Raw genomic sequence first — 16,325 nt, 5'->3', positions numbered from 1 at the left:
CCTCTTCCCATTCCGAACAGAGAAGTTAAGCCCGCCAGAGCCGATGGTACTGCGGTAACACGTGGGAGAGTAGGTCGGTGCCTATCCTTACAAGCCCCCTTCAGAAATGTCGGGGGCTTTTTTTGTGGCCTGACTTTTAGGAAATATGCTCATACGGGCAACAGCGGGGCAGCGTCCCGTTACCGCAGGCCCCCTAATCCCCCGTGTGCGGGCAATACAGCCGCCGATGCCCGTCATTTCTGTTAATTTTTGTTAAAGTTTTTTTCTAAACCGCACTGTAGCTTCTTTTAATGGTTATTTTTGTATATTAAGATATACACTGAAAGAGTTAAAATGAGAGTTTATAGAATAATTATAATCGCTTTTGCCTTATTGGTTTCTTTTAATCAAGGCTATGCCCAAGATAAAAATGTCAAATTACCTCCCAATTGGTTCAATTTAGATTTAACAGCTGATGGCTATTTCGGGATCAGTACCGAGAAAGCTTATACAGAGCTGTTAAAGAATAAAAAGCCCAAGCAGAAAATTGTGGTGGCCGTTATTGATGGGGGTACAGATATTAAGCATGAAGATTTAAAGGATGTACTTTGGACCAATACGAAAGAAATTCCTGGAAACGGTATCGATGATGATGGTAATGGATACATTGACGATGTGTATGGATGGAACTTTATTGGTTCGAAAAATGGCAATTTAGCTTATGATAATTTAGAGTTAGTAAGGATAAAACGTAAGCTCGAACCTAAATATAGATCTGTTATTAGGAGTACAGTTTTAGATAGTGCAGAGAAAGAAGAATATGCGCTGTATAAAAGAGTAGTGTCCGATTTTGGGAAGAAATATGATGAGGCTAGTGCTGCATTTCCTATCTATATCGCCATAAAAAAGGTAATGGATTCGGTTGCGATGGTTAATCAGAAGAAAATCCCATCACTAGAAGATATGGAGAAATATAAGGCTGATGATGAGTTGGAGGAGTATATTAAAAAGATTGTTCGTAAAGGATCTAAAGATGAAGGAAGTATAGAGAAATTTTACGAAAGCATTCAAAAAGGACATAAAGAACTTGAACAGATGCTGAAGTATAACCTAAATGAAAAATATGATGAAAGAGCAGCGCTTGTTGGTGATGATTATGCAAATTCTAATGAGCGTATTTACGGTAACTCAGATGTGATTGGCCCTGATGCAGATCATGGTACACACGTTTCGGGAATTATTGGAGCAAATAGAAATAATGATATCGGCATTAAAGGAGTTGCGAATAATGTAAGCATTATGACCATCAGAGTGGTTCCACAAGGGGATGAGCGAGATAAAGATGTAGCCAACGGAATTAGATATGCGGTAGATAATGGAGCGAGAGTAATCAATATGAGTTTTGGAAAAGGATATAAGTGGGATAAAAAAGTAGTTGATGAAGCGATAAAATATGCGGAAGCAAAAGGGGTATTGTTAGTACATGCTGCTGGAAATGATAATCAGAATAACGATATAACAGATAATTTCCCGAATAAATATTACGACAGTCCGGAAGCTGAAGCTTATGCGAAAAAAAACAAACCGCAAGTGAGCATGTTTCCTCCAATGCCGCCTACTAATCGAATGAACGGTGGTCCGGCTCCAGCTCCCAAAAAAGATCCTTTTGCTAAGCCTGTTTTAGATAGCGCAAAATATCAACTTCCACATGCTAAAAATTGGATAGAGGTAGGTGCTAGTGCATATAAAGATAATGACGACTTAAAAGCTTCTTTCTCTAATTACGGTAAATATAATGTAGATGTATTTGCTCCAGGTTTTATGATTAATTCTACAGTTCCCAATTCAAAATATGAAGAGTTTGACGGCACAAGTATGGCAGCTCCAGTAGTTACTGGTTTAGCGGCTTTGATTTTGAGCTATCATCCAGAGTTAACAGCGGTAGACGTGAAAGATATCATCATGAAGGCGGTAACCAAAGTTGTGCGAAAAGTGAAATACAAAAATGATAAAGATGAAACCGTACGTGCTAATTTTTCAGATTTATGTGTGAGTGGCGGAATTGTCAATGCATATAATGCCTTAAAGCTGGCAGAGAATTATAAATCTTCTGCTAAATAATTCATATAAAATTGTAAATCCTCAGCTTAGCTGGGGATTTTTTTTGCGTTCTAGTTTTAATCCTTTTTCCATTATTGATGTCTATCTAAATTCACCACAAATGTAAACCACCACAAATGAAGCTATTTTACACTCTTTTGCCCATATTTTTATTGAGTATTGGCGTCAGTGCCCAAAAACTGCCAGATGTGCAAGTTAAAGGTATTTTGGTACCAAGTACTGTTCGTATCGATGGAAAGAACCTGGAATGGGACGCTTTTGCAGCAGAAAACAAAAGAACAAGTTTGTTATATACCATTGCTAATGATGACAAAAATCTTTATCTGGCCATTAAGGCAAGTGATCATGAAACCATTACCAAAATTATGGCGGGCGGAATTTCATTTACAATTAACACCAAAGGGAAAAAGAGAGAACAGGATGCATTTGTGATTACCTATCCACTTATTGTAAGGGCAAGTGGTAATCGAGGGAATATGGGGCAAAATAGACAAAGAGCTGGACAGGAACAGAGCCAAAAGGAAAGAGATTCGATTACGTTAGCGCAACGTAAAACCCAATTAGCCTCAGTAAAGGAAATTAAAGCCTTAGGATTTAAACAAATTTCCGATACCTTAATCTCTATTTATAACGAGTACGGTATTAAAGCGGTTGCTAAGATGGACGAGCAAGGGGCTTATATTTACGAAGCAGCTATTCCATTATCCTTATTGGAAATTGCCGCAGGTAGCACTAATGAAATAGCTTATCAAATCAAACTTAATGGTCTGCCTAATAACGGTAATTTTGCGATGAGAGCTAATGCAGGTCCTGCTTTTGGTGGTGGGAATGCTAGAGCTGGTAATTTTGGTAGTGGAGCGAATACGAATGCTGCTCGCCAAGATTTAATGACAGCTACCGATTTTTGGGGTAAATATGTTCTTCAAAAGTAACCTGTAGCTGCTATGAGAAATCTTAAGAATTACCTGTGTGGACTGGCGGTAGTTGCTATTTTGTTGTTAGCCAATTTAAAACTGCAAGCACAGAGTACACCTAAAGGTAAAAATGTTCCACCTCCAGTAGCTGTTAGGGAAATTAGTGGTATTGTAAAAGACACTACCGATTTGGGTGTTCCAGGAGTTACCATCAGGTTAACGTCGGAGAAAGATACCTTGGTGACCAGTACTAATCCAGATGGGATTTTCGTCTTTAAAAATGTAAAATCTGCCACTTATACGATGAGTTTTACAATGCTTGGTTATAAGCAGCAAATCAATAAATACAAGCAAAATGATGCCATTCCTAGAATTGTGATGGATCCTATTGTTTTGCGTTCTATGTCTAATACCCTAAATGAAGTAGTTATTAATGGAACTCCTTCCATTACCTATAAAACAGATACGGTGGAATATAAGGCCAGCGACTACATTGTAAGAGAAAATGCTACGGTTGATGAGCTCCTAAAAAAAATGGAAGGCATGGAAGTGGGTACAGACGGCAGTTTGGTCCACCAAGGAAATAATGTAACTAAAGCGAAAATAAACGGAAAGGTCTATGCTGGGGGAGATATAAGCACGGCTATACAAAACTTACCTGCTGAAATTGTAGATAAGATCCAAATTGTAGATGATTATGGCGATCAAGCAGCCAGAACGGGTATTAAGGACGGAGATCCCGAAAAGATATTAAATATTGTTACTCGTGCTGATAAATCTGTAGGAAATTCTGCTAACATCACCGCTGGAGGAGGTAGTAATGAACGATATGAAAGTTCGGTGTTTGGAACAAGGCTTAACGGCAATCAGAATATTGCGGTAAATTTAAGGCTAAACAACACCGTAAATGGTGTAGCAAATACGGGTACTATGGGTGGTGATGCGATGCCGAGTAATGGCGGAGGCCGAGGCAATGGAGGAAATACTGGTGGTGGTCGTGGAGGAGCAGCTAGTGGTGGTTCAGGCGGTAACAATGGCAATTCTTCGGGCGGAAGTGGTGGTACCACTAATACAGGTTCTTCAGCATTTTCATACAGAGATCAACTTGGTAAAAAAATACAAATCAATACCAACTATCGCTATAATTTCAGTAATGTAAATTCATTAAACAGTAGTTTATCTGAAATATACAGTACCAATGGAACTATTTTCTCGACCAATGAAAGCGAAAGGGATAATAAAACCAAGGGCCATAATTTTAATTTCGAACTAGAGGCAAATATCGACAGCAATAACTTTTTAAGGGTTACGCCAGAAATTAGCTATTCTTCTACTACTAATAGTAGCCTATCCAGCATAGGACAATCGGGGGCATTAATCACTCAAAATCAATTAGGCAATAGCTCAGGTAAAAACACCAGACCTAATATTGGTGCTACCGTATTCTATCAACATATTTTTAATAAGCCGCGTAGAAATTTCTCAGCTCAATTTAGCTTTAACACGTCTGATCAAGAATCAGATCAGGAACGAAATACCAAGTTCTATAAGGATGATATTAATGTGCTCGATTCTTTGGTGCATCGTTTAATTGAACGAAGAAACTTGACCAATAATTACCGAGGGAGTTTAACTTACGTAGAGCCCTTGGCTGCAAATAGTCAATTGGAATTTAATGGTCAGATTACCTACAATGGCTATGACAATAGGGCAATTACGAGCAATATAGATGCCTTGGATAATAAGCAAGTGGTAGATTCCCTCAGTAATATCTACGATTATTCTTTTACACAAGCTCGTATCGCCTTGAATTACCGTTATGGTTTATCAAACACCTCAAAGGTGCGGTTTTCAGTGGGAATTACTGGGGTACCTGCAGTGTTAAGCGGCACAAAAGTAAGTCTGGGAACGACTACCAATCGTAATAGTTTTAATTTGATTCCTATCGCCAGGTTTCAATACGCTTGGTCGCGAACCCATAGTATACAAATCAATTACTCTGGTAATGCAAAGGAACCAACTTTTGATCAAATACAACCAGTTAGAGATGTATCAAATCCACAAAATACGATTGTAGGTAATCCAGATTTGAAGGTTACTTTTAACCATTCTATTAACACCAGTTATAACAATTACATCGCCAATCAAAAGCTCAATTACTCCGTTAATTTAAATGCAACTTTTATTGATAACTCCGTAGTGAGCAATATGGTGCAGATTTTCAATAACAATAATCAACTGTTGCGCAATGAAACCCATTACGTGAACATGAATGGCAGCTATCGTATTGGCGGTAATTATTCGGTAAGCAAGCAATTGAACAACCGCAAGTACAACCTGTCTTTAAGCGGAAATGTAAATTACAATCATGGCGTTTCCATGAGTAATAACTTGGAAAGCATTACCAGTACCTGGAATATTACCGAACGTTTTGGACCTCGTATCAATCCAAATGAATGGTTGGAAGTGAATCCTAACGTGTCATATAATATTACCAAATCTCAAAATACCATTAGTACAAACAGGGTGAATACTAAAACTTTGGCCTTTAATATAGATGGTCGTTTTTACATGTGGCAATCGCTTATTTTTGGTTACAGCGCCAGTAAAAATTTTGTAAGTGGAATCGACGCCAATATCACCAGCAACCCATTAGTGATTAATGCCTATGTGCAGAAAGAATTTTGGAAGCGTAGGGCATCTATCACCTTTCAAGCTTTTGACCTTTTGAAACAAAACAATTTTGTAAACCTCAATGTTACAGATTTGGTAAAGACGGAAACTCGTACCAATGCTTTGAGCCGATATTTTATGTTGAGGGCTAATGTACGCTTACAAAAATGGACAGGAGCAAGAAACCGTAATGGTAGACCAATGATGCGTAGGGGAGATGGTAGCTTTTATCAATAACAAGCTACTTTAATCCCGCTTTTTCTTTTATGATTAGTGCACGTTGAAAGAAACTTGACCTCTTGATTTTCTCTTCGGCTTCGTTAATGGCTTTCAAGAGGTTGTTCTCATTATCAATGATTTCTTCTAGAGCGCTGTTAATGATAGACCAAACGGGAAGCATTTTTACAATCAGCTCTTCGCCTTTTGTACTTAAAGAAATAATTCGTTTGCGCTCATCGGCCTTGTCCTTTTTGGATTGAACAATTTTTTCTTTTTCTAATTCTTTTAACAGACTGATGGTTGATGGATGGCTATAGCCAATTTCCGTTGCGATTTCGACTACGCTTAGTTCTTTTTTCTGATGAAGTGTGTAAATAACTGGAAACCATTTAGGCTCAAAATTGATGTCGTATTCCTTGTATAATAAGGCACCGTCTTTACGTAACTGTTCACTCAGTACTTGTAAACGAGTTGATAAAGCTAAAGCACCTACACTATTGATAATATTCATCTTTTACCTATTTGAATGATAAACGACAAAAGACATTATCTACGGGCATAATTGGAAAAGCTTTTGGTAATTCGCTCTTTTCAATCAAAGAGAAGCCATTTTTTTCATAAAAGCGTAACGCTGCTTGTAAAACATCTTTTGTTCCCAAGTATAAGCTTTTTAAGCCAATTTCTTTGCTATAGGCCATTAAGGTATCCAATAAAAGCTGTGCAATCCCATATTCTTTGCCTCGATATTCTTTCTTCACAAACATTTTTCTAATGGCGCCAAAGTCATCACTGCACTTAATCAGACCTATGGTCCCCACTAATTCCCCATCAATTTTGGCTCCCCAAAAATGACCTCCGCCATGATGGTAAAATTCTTCAATGGTTAAAAGGTCTTGTTGGTCTTTGATCCCGATGGCGATATTGAACTCATTTTGTTGTATTGGTAAAATGATGTTAATCACAGCCTCGCTGTCATTATTGTAGATTGGAACGATGTTGATATTCATAATGTATAAAACTACGTAGTTAAATACATAAATTCAAATATTTTTTAAAATATGATGGATAATCACAATATTTCGTTAATGTTATGACATTTTCTATGTGTCTATGTGGTTATATTTTTTAATTAAATGAACCACATAGACACATAGGGGAATTAATCTATATGAAAAAGGCCTGAATAATTTTCAGGCCTCTTGTATTTTGATTAGATTTTAGAGAATTCTCTGAAATCCTGACCATCTTTAATGGCCAATAAACTTTCGTAAATCAAGCTGATTACATTGTCAACATCTTCTTTGTGTACCATTTCCACGGTAGTGTGCATGTAACGTAAAGGCAACGAGATTAACGCTGAAGGAACGCCTCCATTAGAGTATGCGAAAGCATCGGTATCAGTTCCTGTTGAACGTGATGAGGCTTGGCGTTGGAATGGAATGTCGGCTTTTTCGGCAGTTTTGATTAACAATTTATTCAAATTTGTTTGTACAGCAGGAGCATAGGATACCACTGGGCCTTTGCCCGCTGATAAATCGCCTTGCGTAACTTTGTTAATCATTGGAGTGGTGGTATCGTGGGTTACATCGGTCACGATGGCTACGTTAGGCTTAATACGATCAGCAATCATTTCGGCACCACGTAAACCAATTTCCTCTTGTACCGAGTTCACTATATACAAACCAAAAGGTAATTTTTTCTTGTTCTCTTTTAACAAACGAGCTACTTCTGCAATCATAAAACCGCCCGCACGGTTATCTAGGGCCCTACCAACATAGTAACGGTCGTTTAATACCATAAATTCGTCTTCGTAGGTAATTACACAGCCTACGTGTACGCCCAGGGCTTCAACTTCTTCTTTAGTGGTACATCCACAATCCAAGAAAATGTTTTTAAGCTCTGGAGTTTGTTCTTTTTCGCCATGACGGGTGTGGATGGCTGGCCAACCAAAAACCGCTTTTACATAGCCTTTTTCAGTATGGATATTTACACGCTTTGAAGGTGCAATTTGGTGATCGGAACCTCCATTACGGATAACGTAAATTAAACCATCATTGGTGATGTAATTCACATACCAAGAAATTTCATCGGCATGTGCTTCAATGACTACTTTATATTCGGCTTTAGGATTAATTACGCCTACAGCAGTACCATAGTTGTCTACAAAATGCTCATCAACATAAGGTTTTAAATATTCTAGCCAAAGTTTTTGACCTTCCCACTCATATCCAGTTGGTGCAGCATTATTGATATATTTCTCGAAAAACTGTAGCGATTTTTTGGTAACTACAGGCACATGTTTTTTATTTTCGTCTTTTTTCTTTGCCATAGTTTTTAATTTCTGTATGCTGGTAAATGTACATATTAAAGACTTATGATGGAACCATTTTCTTGATTTTTGACAGGAAAATCATTATATTAAACAAACTCTAAAACTTATCATTTATGAACGTAATCAAGATTTTTATTCCAGTAGCACTTTTTGTTTTAATGGTGATTGTAGCTTTAATGTGGGGCTTGCCAAGGTATAATGTTTGGCAACAAGAAATGGCAGGTAAAGCCGAAATGGCGAAGGCCGAACAAAACCGTAGAATTTTAGTAGAAGAAGCCAAAGCTCGTTTGGAGGCCGAGAAATTAAATGCTGCTGCCGAAATAGAAAGAGCCAAAGGGATGGCGGAAGCGATGAAAGTGGAGAACGGTACCTTATCTGCTACTTATAACCAGTATCTGTTTATTAGAACTTTAGAAAAATTAGCAGATAAAGGGAGCTTGCCACAAATTATTTATGTACCCTCGGAAGGTTTAACTCCTGTGATGGATTTGAATAAAACATTGCCTAAAAAATAAGCTGCATTTTAATGTAGTCTAATTGGTTTCGTTGATAAGGTGCTCCTTCCGTAACGAAACCAATTTTTGTATAAAAGCCAATGGCGTTTACTCTGGCATTGCACCAAAGTAGTTTTACTGGTTGTTGCTTACAATAATCTATTAAGTATTGCAGTAGTAGTTTACCTAAACCATTTTCTTGCTTATTAGGAAGTACAGCCATTTTTCTGAATTGTGCGATGCCATCCTTTATGAATAAGGAGACTACTCCAGTAAGTTCATGATTAAAATACAGTCCAAAGTGAGTGCCTTCAAAATCATCAGCTAACTCCATTTCCGTGATTTCCTTTTCAGGATACATGGCCTGTTGTCTAATTCGCCAAGTAAGCGAAGGAAAAATCTGTTCTATTTGGATAATTTCACTCAAGAGTTTAAGCTTTTTTATACCACTGATAAATCAACATGTTTAGGATGATGATTGCAGTAACGCCGTAGCAGAACATGGCCCAACCACCTAATGACCATAGCCATAAACCCAAGGCCGAACCGCAAGCAGCGCCCACAAAACTCACCGACATGAAAATGGTGTTTAGCCTGTTTCTGGCTTCGGGAACTAAAGTGTAGATACGGGTTTGGTTGGTGACGTGGATGGCCTGTTGCCCAATGTCTATCAAGATAATACCAACAACAAAAAGGAATACGCTATGGCCAGTGAAATAGAATAATGCCACACTGATCAATTCCAAGATAAAACCTATCATCAAGTTTTTTCGAGGATTTCCCCCACCACTTAATTTACCTACCAATGGCGCTGCCAAAGCACCTGCGGCACCTGCGATACCAAATAAGCCAATTTGATAAGCACTAAAATGATGTGGTGGATTGGAAAGATAAAGAACCATGGTGGTCCAAAAACCCATGATGACAATAAAGGCAAAGAAGTTGATGATGGATGCTTCCCTTAAAACGGGTTGGGTTTTAATATAGGAGAACATAGATCGCATCAGCTCTTTGTATCCACCTGTAAAGGTAGGACGGCTTGTTGGAAATCGTACCGCCATCAGCATCACTAGCAAAGTACAAACGCCGGCAGCAATTAAAAACATGGCACGCCAGCCCAGCAAATCACCTACTGTACCGCTAATGGCTCTTGAAGCTAAAATGCCCACCAATAAACCACTCATTACGATGCCTATGTTATGGCCTCGGCTTTCATCATCGCTTAAAGAAGCGGTGAGAGGGAGAATGAGCTGGGGGACAATAGAGCAAGCACCAATTAAAACACTAGCTATTTCGAGCACCAAAAAGCTGTGCGAAAAGCCAGCAATTAACAGTGATATGATCGCCAAAGCGGTGATGACCAAAATTTGTTTCTTGCGTTCAAACATATCGCCTAATGGCACCAAAAGAAATAGACCAATGGCATAACCAGCTTGGGTTAAGAAAGTGATGCTTCCGGCATCGCTTTCAGCCAGTTTAAACTCCTTGGCAATTAAAACGACCAAGGGTTGGCAATAATAGATATTGGCAACGATAAGACCTGTGCAAAAGGCCATTAAAATTACATCGGCACGTTTTAATGCTTGCATTTTATCCTTAAAGTGGGATATTCCCGTGTTTTTTTCTTGGCGTGTTTACTACTTTGTTTTCGAGCATTTTGAAAGCCTTAATTAGTTTTTCACGAGTTTTAGATGGCTCAATCACTTCATCAACAAAACCACGCTCAGCAGCACGGTAAGGATTGGCAAAAATATCTGAATATAATTTCTCCTTCTCCAACCATTTTTCTTCTGGGTTTTCGGCTGCAGTGATTTCTCTTTTAAAGATGATTTCAGCAGCTCCTTTAGCACCCATTACCGCAATTTCAGCACTCGGCCAAGCATAGTTCATATCGGCACCAATGTGCTTGGAGTTCATCACATCGTAGGCGCCTCCGTAAGCTTTACGTGTAATTACCGTAATACGAGGCACAGTGGCTTCACTAAAAGCATACAATAGTTTTGCTCCGTTGTTAATGATTCCGTTCCATTCTTGGTCGGTGCCAGGCAAAAAGCCAGGAACATCTTCAAAAACTAACAAAGGAATGTTAAAGCAATCGCAGAAACGTACAAATCTGGCCGCTTTTACAGACGCATTATTGTCTAAAACTCCCGCCAAATAAGCTGGCTGATTGGCTATAATACCAATACTACGACCAGCTAACCGAGCAAAGCCCACTACGATATTTTCTGCGTAAGCGGCATGCACTTCCAAAAAGCTATCATCATCGGTAACTTGTACAATCACCTCTCTAATGTCGTAAGGTTGGTTGGCGTTTAAGGGGAGCACCTCGTTTAAACTAGATCTTTCTTCATTTACTGAGTCATAAGCGATAGCAGGAGGTATTTCTTCACAGTTTTGAGGGACGTAGCTCAGTAATTTTTTAACATGGTTAATGGCATCAATTTCATTGGCACAAGCAAAATGGGTAACTCCTGATTTGGTTGCGTGGGTACTGGCACCGCCTAACTCTTCTGAACTCACTTCTTCGTGGGTAACTGTTTTTACTACGTTTGGTCCCGTTACAAACATATATGAGGTATTTTCAACCATCAAAATAAAATCTGTAATGGCGGGAGAATATACTGCTCCCCCCGCACAAGGTCCCATGATGGCCGAAAGCTGTGGCACTACTCCAGAGGCTTGTACGTTACGGTAAAAAATATCGGCATAACCTCCTAAAGAAACAACGCCTTCTTGAATACGGGCACCACCACTGTCATTTAGGCCAATGATAGGTGCGCCATTTTTCATGGCCATGTCCATAATCTTGCATATTTTTTCTGCGTGGGTTTCAGATAAAGATCCACCAAAAACGGTAAAGTCTTGAGAAAAAACATAGGTAAGTCGGCCATTTACTGTGCCATAGCCAGTAATTACACCATCGCCAAGGTATTTCTCGTTTTCCATCCCAAAATCGGTACTGCGGTGGGTTACCAACATGCCAATTTCCTCAAAACTACCTTCGTCCATTAAAAAATGAATACGCTCACGGGCAGTTAGTTTACCTTTTTTATGTTGGCTATCAATACGAGCTTGTCCACCACCCAGATGTGCTTTTTCTATTTTATCTTTTAAGATTTGGATTTTGTTGTTCATCGGTTTATATGGTTTATAGATTTGGTTAAAATTTAAAATAATGAGCTACCAGCGATATTGGAGGCGAGTAGTAAATACATTATCCTTAATGTCATTTTGGTAATTGGTTAGCTGTGTGCCATTATTATGTACATGTTCGTTATAGATCGTAAGTTTTAAACGACCGTTAAGAGCGTAGGTTACGCCGTAGCCTAAAGTACTAAATTTAATGTCGCCGGCAGTGGTGTTACTGCCTACTTTTCCGATTTCAGATTCGTCTACATCGGTGTTTGGATCATAAACATCATAGCCAACAATGGCCGTTAATTTGGTGTGGGCAATTTGTTGGGTAAACCAGATGAAATATCCATTGAAATTTCTAAGATATAAATTGGTAGTAGGTTGGGTAGCAAAACTTTGACTGGCTGCTAATCCCGAAATACTAGATGAGGCCGCTACGCCAGGTTGTTTCCCTTGGATATATTCCGACTTGAGTGTTGTACTCCCAAAGGAGTTGTTGTATTCTAATTGAAGATTGGCCCCATAATAATCTCTTCGGAAATTATAACCTACATTAGACTCATCTGTAACACTTACAAAGCCATTCTCAACAGGTTTCAAGTAAGTGTCGGTATTGCTCCTTACGGTACCTTTATAGATTGAGGCGCCAAATCCCACATGAAGTTTTTTATTGGTTAAACTGTCAAACTTAAAGTTGAGGTTTCCAATAATGTCTTTGTTTGAATCATAATCTCGTGCATTTAAACCACTACCGTTAACTACGGCTAATTCTGCAGTGATAAAATGAAGAATTTTTTTAGGCCTGTAGCTGATCATTGCTCCTAAATCCCTTTCTCTAGGCATTAAAGTTTGAAAAACACGAGCCCTTTCTGGAAAATCCCTGTAGCCTGATGAGTAGACAATGGAATAGCCAAAAGGCCGATTGAATAGACCTGCAGTAAAAAGTAATGACTTATCTTGCGGATTATGGAATTGAATGAACGCATCCATGATTCGAAGACCATCTTGGGTGCCATCAAGCTGAAATACTACGGAAGAAAATTTATCTACACGGTCTACCTTTAAGCGTCCGCGTCTTAGCATAAAGCGACTACTGGAATTTGGACTAAAGTCGCCCCCAGACCATGAGAATATACCTGGGGATTGAGCTACTTGGAACTGTGTTTGCAGATATCCAGTAATCTTAATGTCGTGTATATCATAGGATGAAGGAGCATTGTTATTCTGCGCCAACACAAAGAGAGGCAATGTAATTAGTAAACAAATGAAAAGAATCCTCATTAAATTTTGCTTCGATATGTATAAGAAAAGCTCAAAAATAAATAAAGTTTGAAAATGCCCAATAATTTTGATTTCCGCGCTATAAAATCTTTATATTACAAATTTATTACGCAATAAATTTTGAATTTAACGTTTTTCGGAATTACTTTTGGGGAAATCTAAAAAAGAAGATTTAACAAAAATGAAGCTAAGAAAAAAATATGAGCTTTGGATAGTTGCCATTTTTATGTGCGTTTTCGCATCGAAGATGGTAATTTCTGCTGCACCTATGTTTTTCAAGCATCTGGACGAAGATTTTATGGTTTCTGTAATCATGCAGTTGGAAAATGAAAACAACGGCGATGAGAAAGGAAAATCAAGCGTGAAGTTTGTAGACTATAAAATGATGTTCCAAAAAATTGATCTTAACTATGTCCACTTAGATTTAGATTGTGGCGTGCCTAGTAGCTTTATTGAGCACTCACGACGTTATGTGGATCCATACCATCCTTCGGTTCCAACACCGCCCCCTAATTTCTCTTAAGTTTTACCCGTACTATTTCCGTATGCTTAATACGGAACTGATTTGATAAAAAACTTTAGAAATTAACATAATTCTTTATGAAAAATTCGAATTCGGCTTCTATGGGAAGCGGAATAGGAAAATACTTGCAAAAGAGGAATTTAAAAGCCGATTTGCCCGCAAGTATTGTAGTGTTCTTAGTGGCTTTGCCACTGTGTTTGGGAATTGCTTTGGCTTCTGGTGCACCTTTGTTTGCCGGTTTGCTTACTGGGATTGTAGGTGGCGTAGTAGTGGCTTCCATTAGTGGTTCGCAGTTAAGTGTGAGTGGGCCTGCCGCTGGTTTAACGACCATTGTTTTGGCTTCTATTACCAGCTTAGGAAGCTATCAGGCGTTTTTAATGGCCGTAGTTTTAGCAGGTGTATTCCAACTTATTCTGGGATTAATCAAGGCTGGTACCATTGGTAACTATTTCCCTTCAAGTGTTATTGAAGGAATGTTGGCAGGTATTGGTATATTGTTAATTATGAAACAGTTGCCGCATGCTTTAGGTGTGGATAGCGATTTTTTTGGTGATGAAAGCTTTTTCCAAAAAGATGGGGAAAATACTTTTTCAGCATTAGGGAATGCACTTCAACACTTTAGCATAGCTGCTATTGCAATTAGTGTACTTTCTATTTTGGTATTGGTATTTTGGCCTAAATTTAAGAAACTGGCGGTAGTTCCTGCTCCTTTGGTAGTGGTTGCTTTAGGCATATTGGGAGCCATCTTGTTTAGCGGTTCATCAAGTGCCTTAAAAGATAGCCAAATGGTGAAAATCCCAGAAGTAAATAGCGCAGCGGAGTTTTTTGGCTTGTTCACCATGCCTGATTTTTCTACCATTTTAGACTCTAAGGTACTAATGGTGGCACTTACTATTGCAGTAGTTGCTAGTTTAGAAACCTTATTGAGTTTAGAGGCGGTTGATAAAATCGATCCTTTGAAAAGAGTATCGCCAACCAATCGAGAATTGGTTGCGCAAGGCGTAGGTAATATTACGAGCGGTATGTTAGGGGGCTTGCCAATGACGGCTGTAATTGTACGAAGTTCAGCAAACGTTAATGCTGGAGGCCGTACCAAGGTTTCGGCTATTTCACATGGTTTATTGCTATTGCTATCATTACTATTCATTCCTTCGATCATCAATATGATTCCGTTATCTTGTTTGGCAGCCATTTTATTGGTTACTGGGTATAAGTTAGCGAGAATATCTCTGTTCAAGCACATGTATCACAAAGGTTGGGACCAATTTATCCCGTTTGTAATTACAATTGTAGGTGTAGTAGGTATTGACTTGTTGAAAGGTGTTGGTATTGGTATGGCTGTTTCAATTTTCTATTTATTGAGAACTAACATGCGCAATCCCTTCTTTTACCGAGTACAAGAGGAAGGAAACAAAAAGAACATCAGGATCAAGCTCGCGGAAGAAGTATCATTCCTAAACAAAGCTTCTATTCAGGTGTTGTTATCTGGAATTCCAAATGAAACTAATGTGATTATAGATGGCGCTAATTCTAGATATATCGATCCAGATGTGTTGGAAGCAATCCACAACTACAAACATAATGCTTATACAAAAGGGATTATTGTTACTTTAGAGAATATTAAGAAAACTTACTCGGTACCAAAAATTAATACAAAAATTGTTGAACAAAATTAAAAATAGAGATAAAATAATGAAAGCACATACTTTAGAAACGCAAGCAACCATCACTCCTGAAAGGGCACTTGAAATACTAAAAGAAGGTAATGAAAGATTTGTGCAAAATTTAAAAGCCAACAGGGATTTACTATCACAAGTAAACGATACAAGAGCAGGACAATGGCCATTTGCCGTAATATTAAGCTGTATCGACAGCCGTACCTCTGCAGAGTTGATTTTTGACCAAGGATTGGGTGATATTTTTAGCGTGAGAATTGCTGGAAATTTTGCGAACCAAGATATTTTGGGGTCTATGGAGTTTGGCTGTAATGTGGCAGGTTCTAAACTGGTTGTTGTTTTAGGGCACTCTAAATGTGGTGCTTTAAAAGGAGGGCTGGACGCAGCTGCAATTAGAGAGATGGGAATGGAAAACCTTACACATTTGGTAAATCATTTTAATCCAATTATTGAGGAGATCATTAATGAAGGCGAAGAGCGTTCGTCTAAAAATGATGATTTGTTGGAAAGATTGAACGTACAGAATGTGAAGCAAACCATTGCAGATATCCGCAGTCAAAGTTCCACTTTAAACCAATTGGAAAAAGACGGTAAAATTAAAATAGTAGGCGCTAATTATAATGTAGAAACCGGCGTTGTAAGCTGGTTATAACATTTAATTGCTTGAAAAATTTTTAATCAAAGATTTGGATGCCAAAGCTTCAAGTGCTGAGGATGTTCCTACTTTGTTTAAAATTGACGCAAAATAGTTGTAGGTTTAGTAGTATATAATGTTGGAGAGGGTGCCTGGCGTTTGGGCATCCTCTTTTTTTATGTAATTATTAGCCACATAGACACATAAGGGTGCATTGAAAAGTCGTACAGAGCTTAATAAGTTGTTTTTTGAAAAGCAGGGACAGCAACTTCTATTAAAGCAAGTCGGGCTTTACGCTACAATCTTTTTGACCGCTTTTCTGTCATTCCGAGGAACGAGGA

At 38.5% G+C, this 16,325-nt stretch carries 14 protein-coding genes and 1 rRNA gene; 8 read left to right on the top strand and 7 right to left on the bottom strand.

Annotated elements, in window-relative coordinates:
• From rrf to ABDV71_RS19660, 4 genes are all read left to right on the top strand, one after another.
• Positions 1 to 86, top strand: a 5S ribosomal RNA gene (gene rrf, locus ABDV71_RS19675); the annotation flags it as partial.
• Between the two features lie 247 nt (positions 87 to 333).
• The gene (locus ABDV71_RS19670; RefSeq protein ID WP_343535629.1) at positions 334 to 2,100 is read left to right on the top strand and encodes a S8 family peptidase; all 1,767 of its coding nucleotides are present in this window, start codon (positions 334 to 336) and stop codon (positions 2,098 to 2,100) included.
• Between the two features lie 116 nt (positions 2,101 to 2,216).
• On the top strand, positions 2,217 to 3,032 hold the full coding sequence (locus tag ABDV71_RS19665) for a hypothetical protein (protein WP_343535627.1): 816 nt from the start codon (positions 2,217 to 2,219) through the stop codon (positions 3,030 to 3,032).
• Positions 3,033 to 3,044: 12 nt separating this feature from the next.
• The gene (locus tag ABDV71_RS19660) at positions 3,045 to 5,924 is read left to right on the top strand and encodes an outer membrane beta-barrel protein (RefSeq protein ID WP_343535625.1); all 2,880 of its coding nucleotides are present in this window, start codon (positions 3,045 to 3,047) and stop codon (positions 5,922 to 5,924) included.
• A gap of 4 nt (positions 5,925 to 5,928) precedes the next feature.
• Here the strand turns inward: ABDV71_RS19660 and ABDV71_RS19655 are convergent, their stop codons facing one another.
• From ABDV71_RS19655 to ABDV71_RS19645, 3 genes are all read right to left on the bottom strand, one after another.
• Positions 5,929 to 6,417 (bottom strand): MarR family transcriptional regulator, encoded by a 489-nt coding sequence (locus tag ABDV71_RS19655; protein ID WP_343535623.1) that lies wholly within the window; start codon positions 6,415 to 6,417, stop codon positions 5,929 to 5,931.
• A 7-nt stretch (positions 6,418 to 6,424) separates the two neighbouring features.
• Positions 6,425 to 6,913 carry a GNAT family N-acetyltransferase gene (locus tag ABDV71_RS19650; RefSeq protein WP_343535621.1) on the bottom strand — a complete coding sequence of 163 codons (489 nt, stop codon included), beginning with the start codon at positions 6,911 to 6,913 and terminating at the stop codon, positions 6,425 to 6,427.
• A 203-nt stretch (positions 6,914 to 7,116) separates the two neighbouring features.
• Positions 7,117 to 8,235 carry a M42 family metallopeptidase gene (locus ABDV71_RS19645; protein WP_343535619.1) on the bottom strand — a complete coding sequence of 373 codons (1,119 nt, stop codon included), beginning with the start codon at positions 8,233 to 8,235 and terminating at the stop codon, positions 7,117 to 7,119.
• Between the two features lie 116 nt (positions 8,236 to 8,351).
• On the opposite strand from ABDV71_RS19645, the gene ABDV71_RS19640 reads away from it, so the two are divergent.
• Complete coding sequence (locus ABDV71_RS19640; RefSeq protein ID WP_113649063.1) at positions 8,352 to 8,753, top strand: hypothetical protein; 402 nt, start codon at positions 8,352 to 8,354, stop codon at positions 8,751 to 8,753.
• On the opposite strand, the gene ABDV71_RS19635 is transcribed toward ABDV71_RS19640, so the two are convergent.
• From ABDV71_RS19635 to ABDV71_RS19620, 4 genes are read right to left on the bottom strand one after another with little or no spacing between them, the layout of a single operon-like run.
• The gene (locus ABDV71_RS19635) at positions 8,743 to 9,159 is read right to left on the bottom strand and encodes a GNAT family N-acetyltransferase (RefSeq protein WP_343535614.1); all 417 of its coding nucleotides are present in this window, start codon (positions 9,157 to 9,159) and stop codon (positions 8,743 to 8,745) included. The genes ABDV71_RS19640 and ABDV71_RS19635 overlap by 11 nt on opposite strands.
• A gap of 4 nt (positions 9,160 to 9,163) precedes the next feature.
• The gene (locus ABDV71_RS19630) at positions 9,164 to 10,321 is read right to left on the bottom strand and encodes an MFS transporter (RefSeq protein ID WP_343535612.1); all 1,158 of its coding nucleotides are present in this window, start codon (positions 10,319 to 10,321) and stop codon (positions 9,164 to 9,166) included.
• 7 nt (positions 10,322 to 10,328) lie between these two features.
• On the bottom strand, positions 10,329 to 11,870 hold the full coding sequence (locus ABDV71_RS19625; RefSeq protein WP_343535610.1) for an acyl-CoA carboxylase subunit beta: 1,542 nt from the start codon (positions 11,868 to 11,870) through the stop codon (positions 10,329 to 10,331).
• A gap of 45 nt (positions 11,871 to 11,915) precedes the next feature.
• Positions 11,916 to 13,151 (bottom strand): porin, encoded by a 1,236-nt coding sequence (locus tag ABDV71_RS19620; RefSeq protein WP_343535608.1) that lies wholly within the window; start codon positions 13,149 to 13,151, stop codon positions 11,916 to 11,918.
• A gap of 181 nt (positions 13,152 to 13,332) precedes the next feature.
• Between ABDV71_RS19620 and ABDV71_RS19615 the strand changes: the two genes are divergently transcribed.
• From ABDV71_RS19615 to ABDV71_RS19605, 3 genes are all read left to right on the top strand, one after another.
• A complete protein-coding gene (locus tag ABDV71_RS19615) occupies positions 13,333 to 13,674 on the top strand; it encodes a hypothetical protein (protein ID WP_343535606.1) in 342 nt (113 codons plus the stop codon).
• Between the two features lie 77 nt (positions 13,675 to 13,751).
• Positions 13,752 to 15,350: a SulP family inorganic anion transporter gene (locus ABDV71_RS19610; protein ID WP_343535604.1), complete on the top strand. Its 1,599-nt coding sequence runs from the start codon at positions 13,752 to 13,754 to the stop codon at positions 15,348 to 15,350.
• 16 nt (positions 15,351 to 15,366) lie between these two features.
• Positions 15,367 to 16,002: a carbonic anhydrase gene (locus tag ABDV71_RS19605; RefSeq protein ID WP_343535602.1), complete on the top strand. Its 636-nt coding sequence runs from the start codon at positions 15,367 to 15,369 to the stop codon at positions 16,000 to 16,002.
• Positions 16,003 to 16,325: the final 323 nt, after the last annotated feature.

Origin of the sequence: Pedobacter sp. (assembly GCF_039594775.1) — a bacterium.
Lineage (GTDB): Bacteria > Bacteroidota > Bacteroidia > Sphingobacteriales > Sphingobacteriaceae > Pedobacter.
Note: the sequence above shows the minus strand (reverse complement) of the source record. Positions and strands in the feature narration are given on the sequence as shown.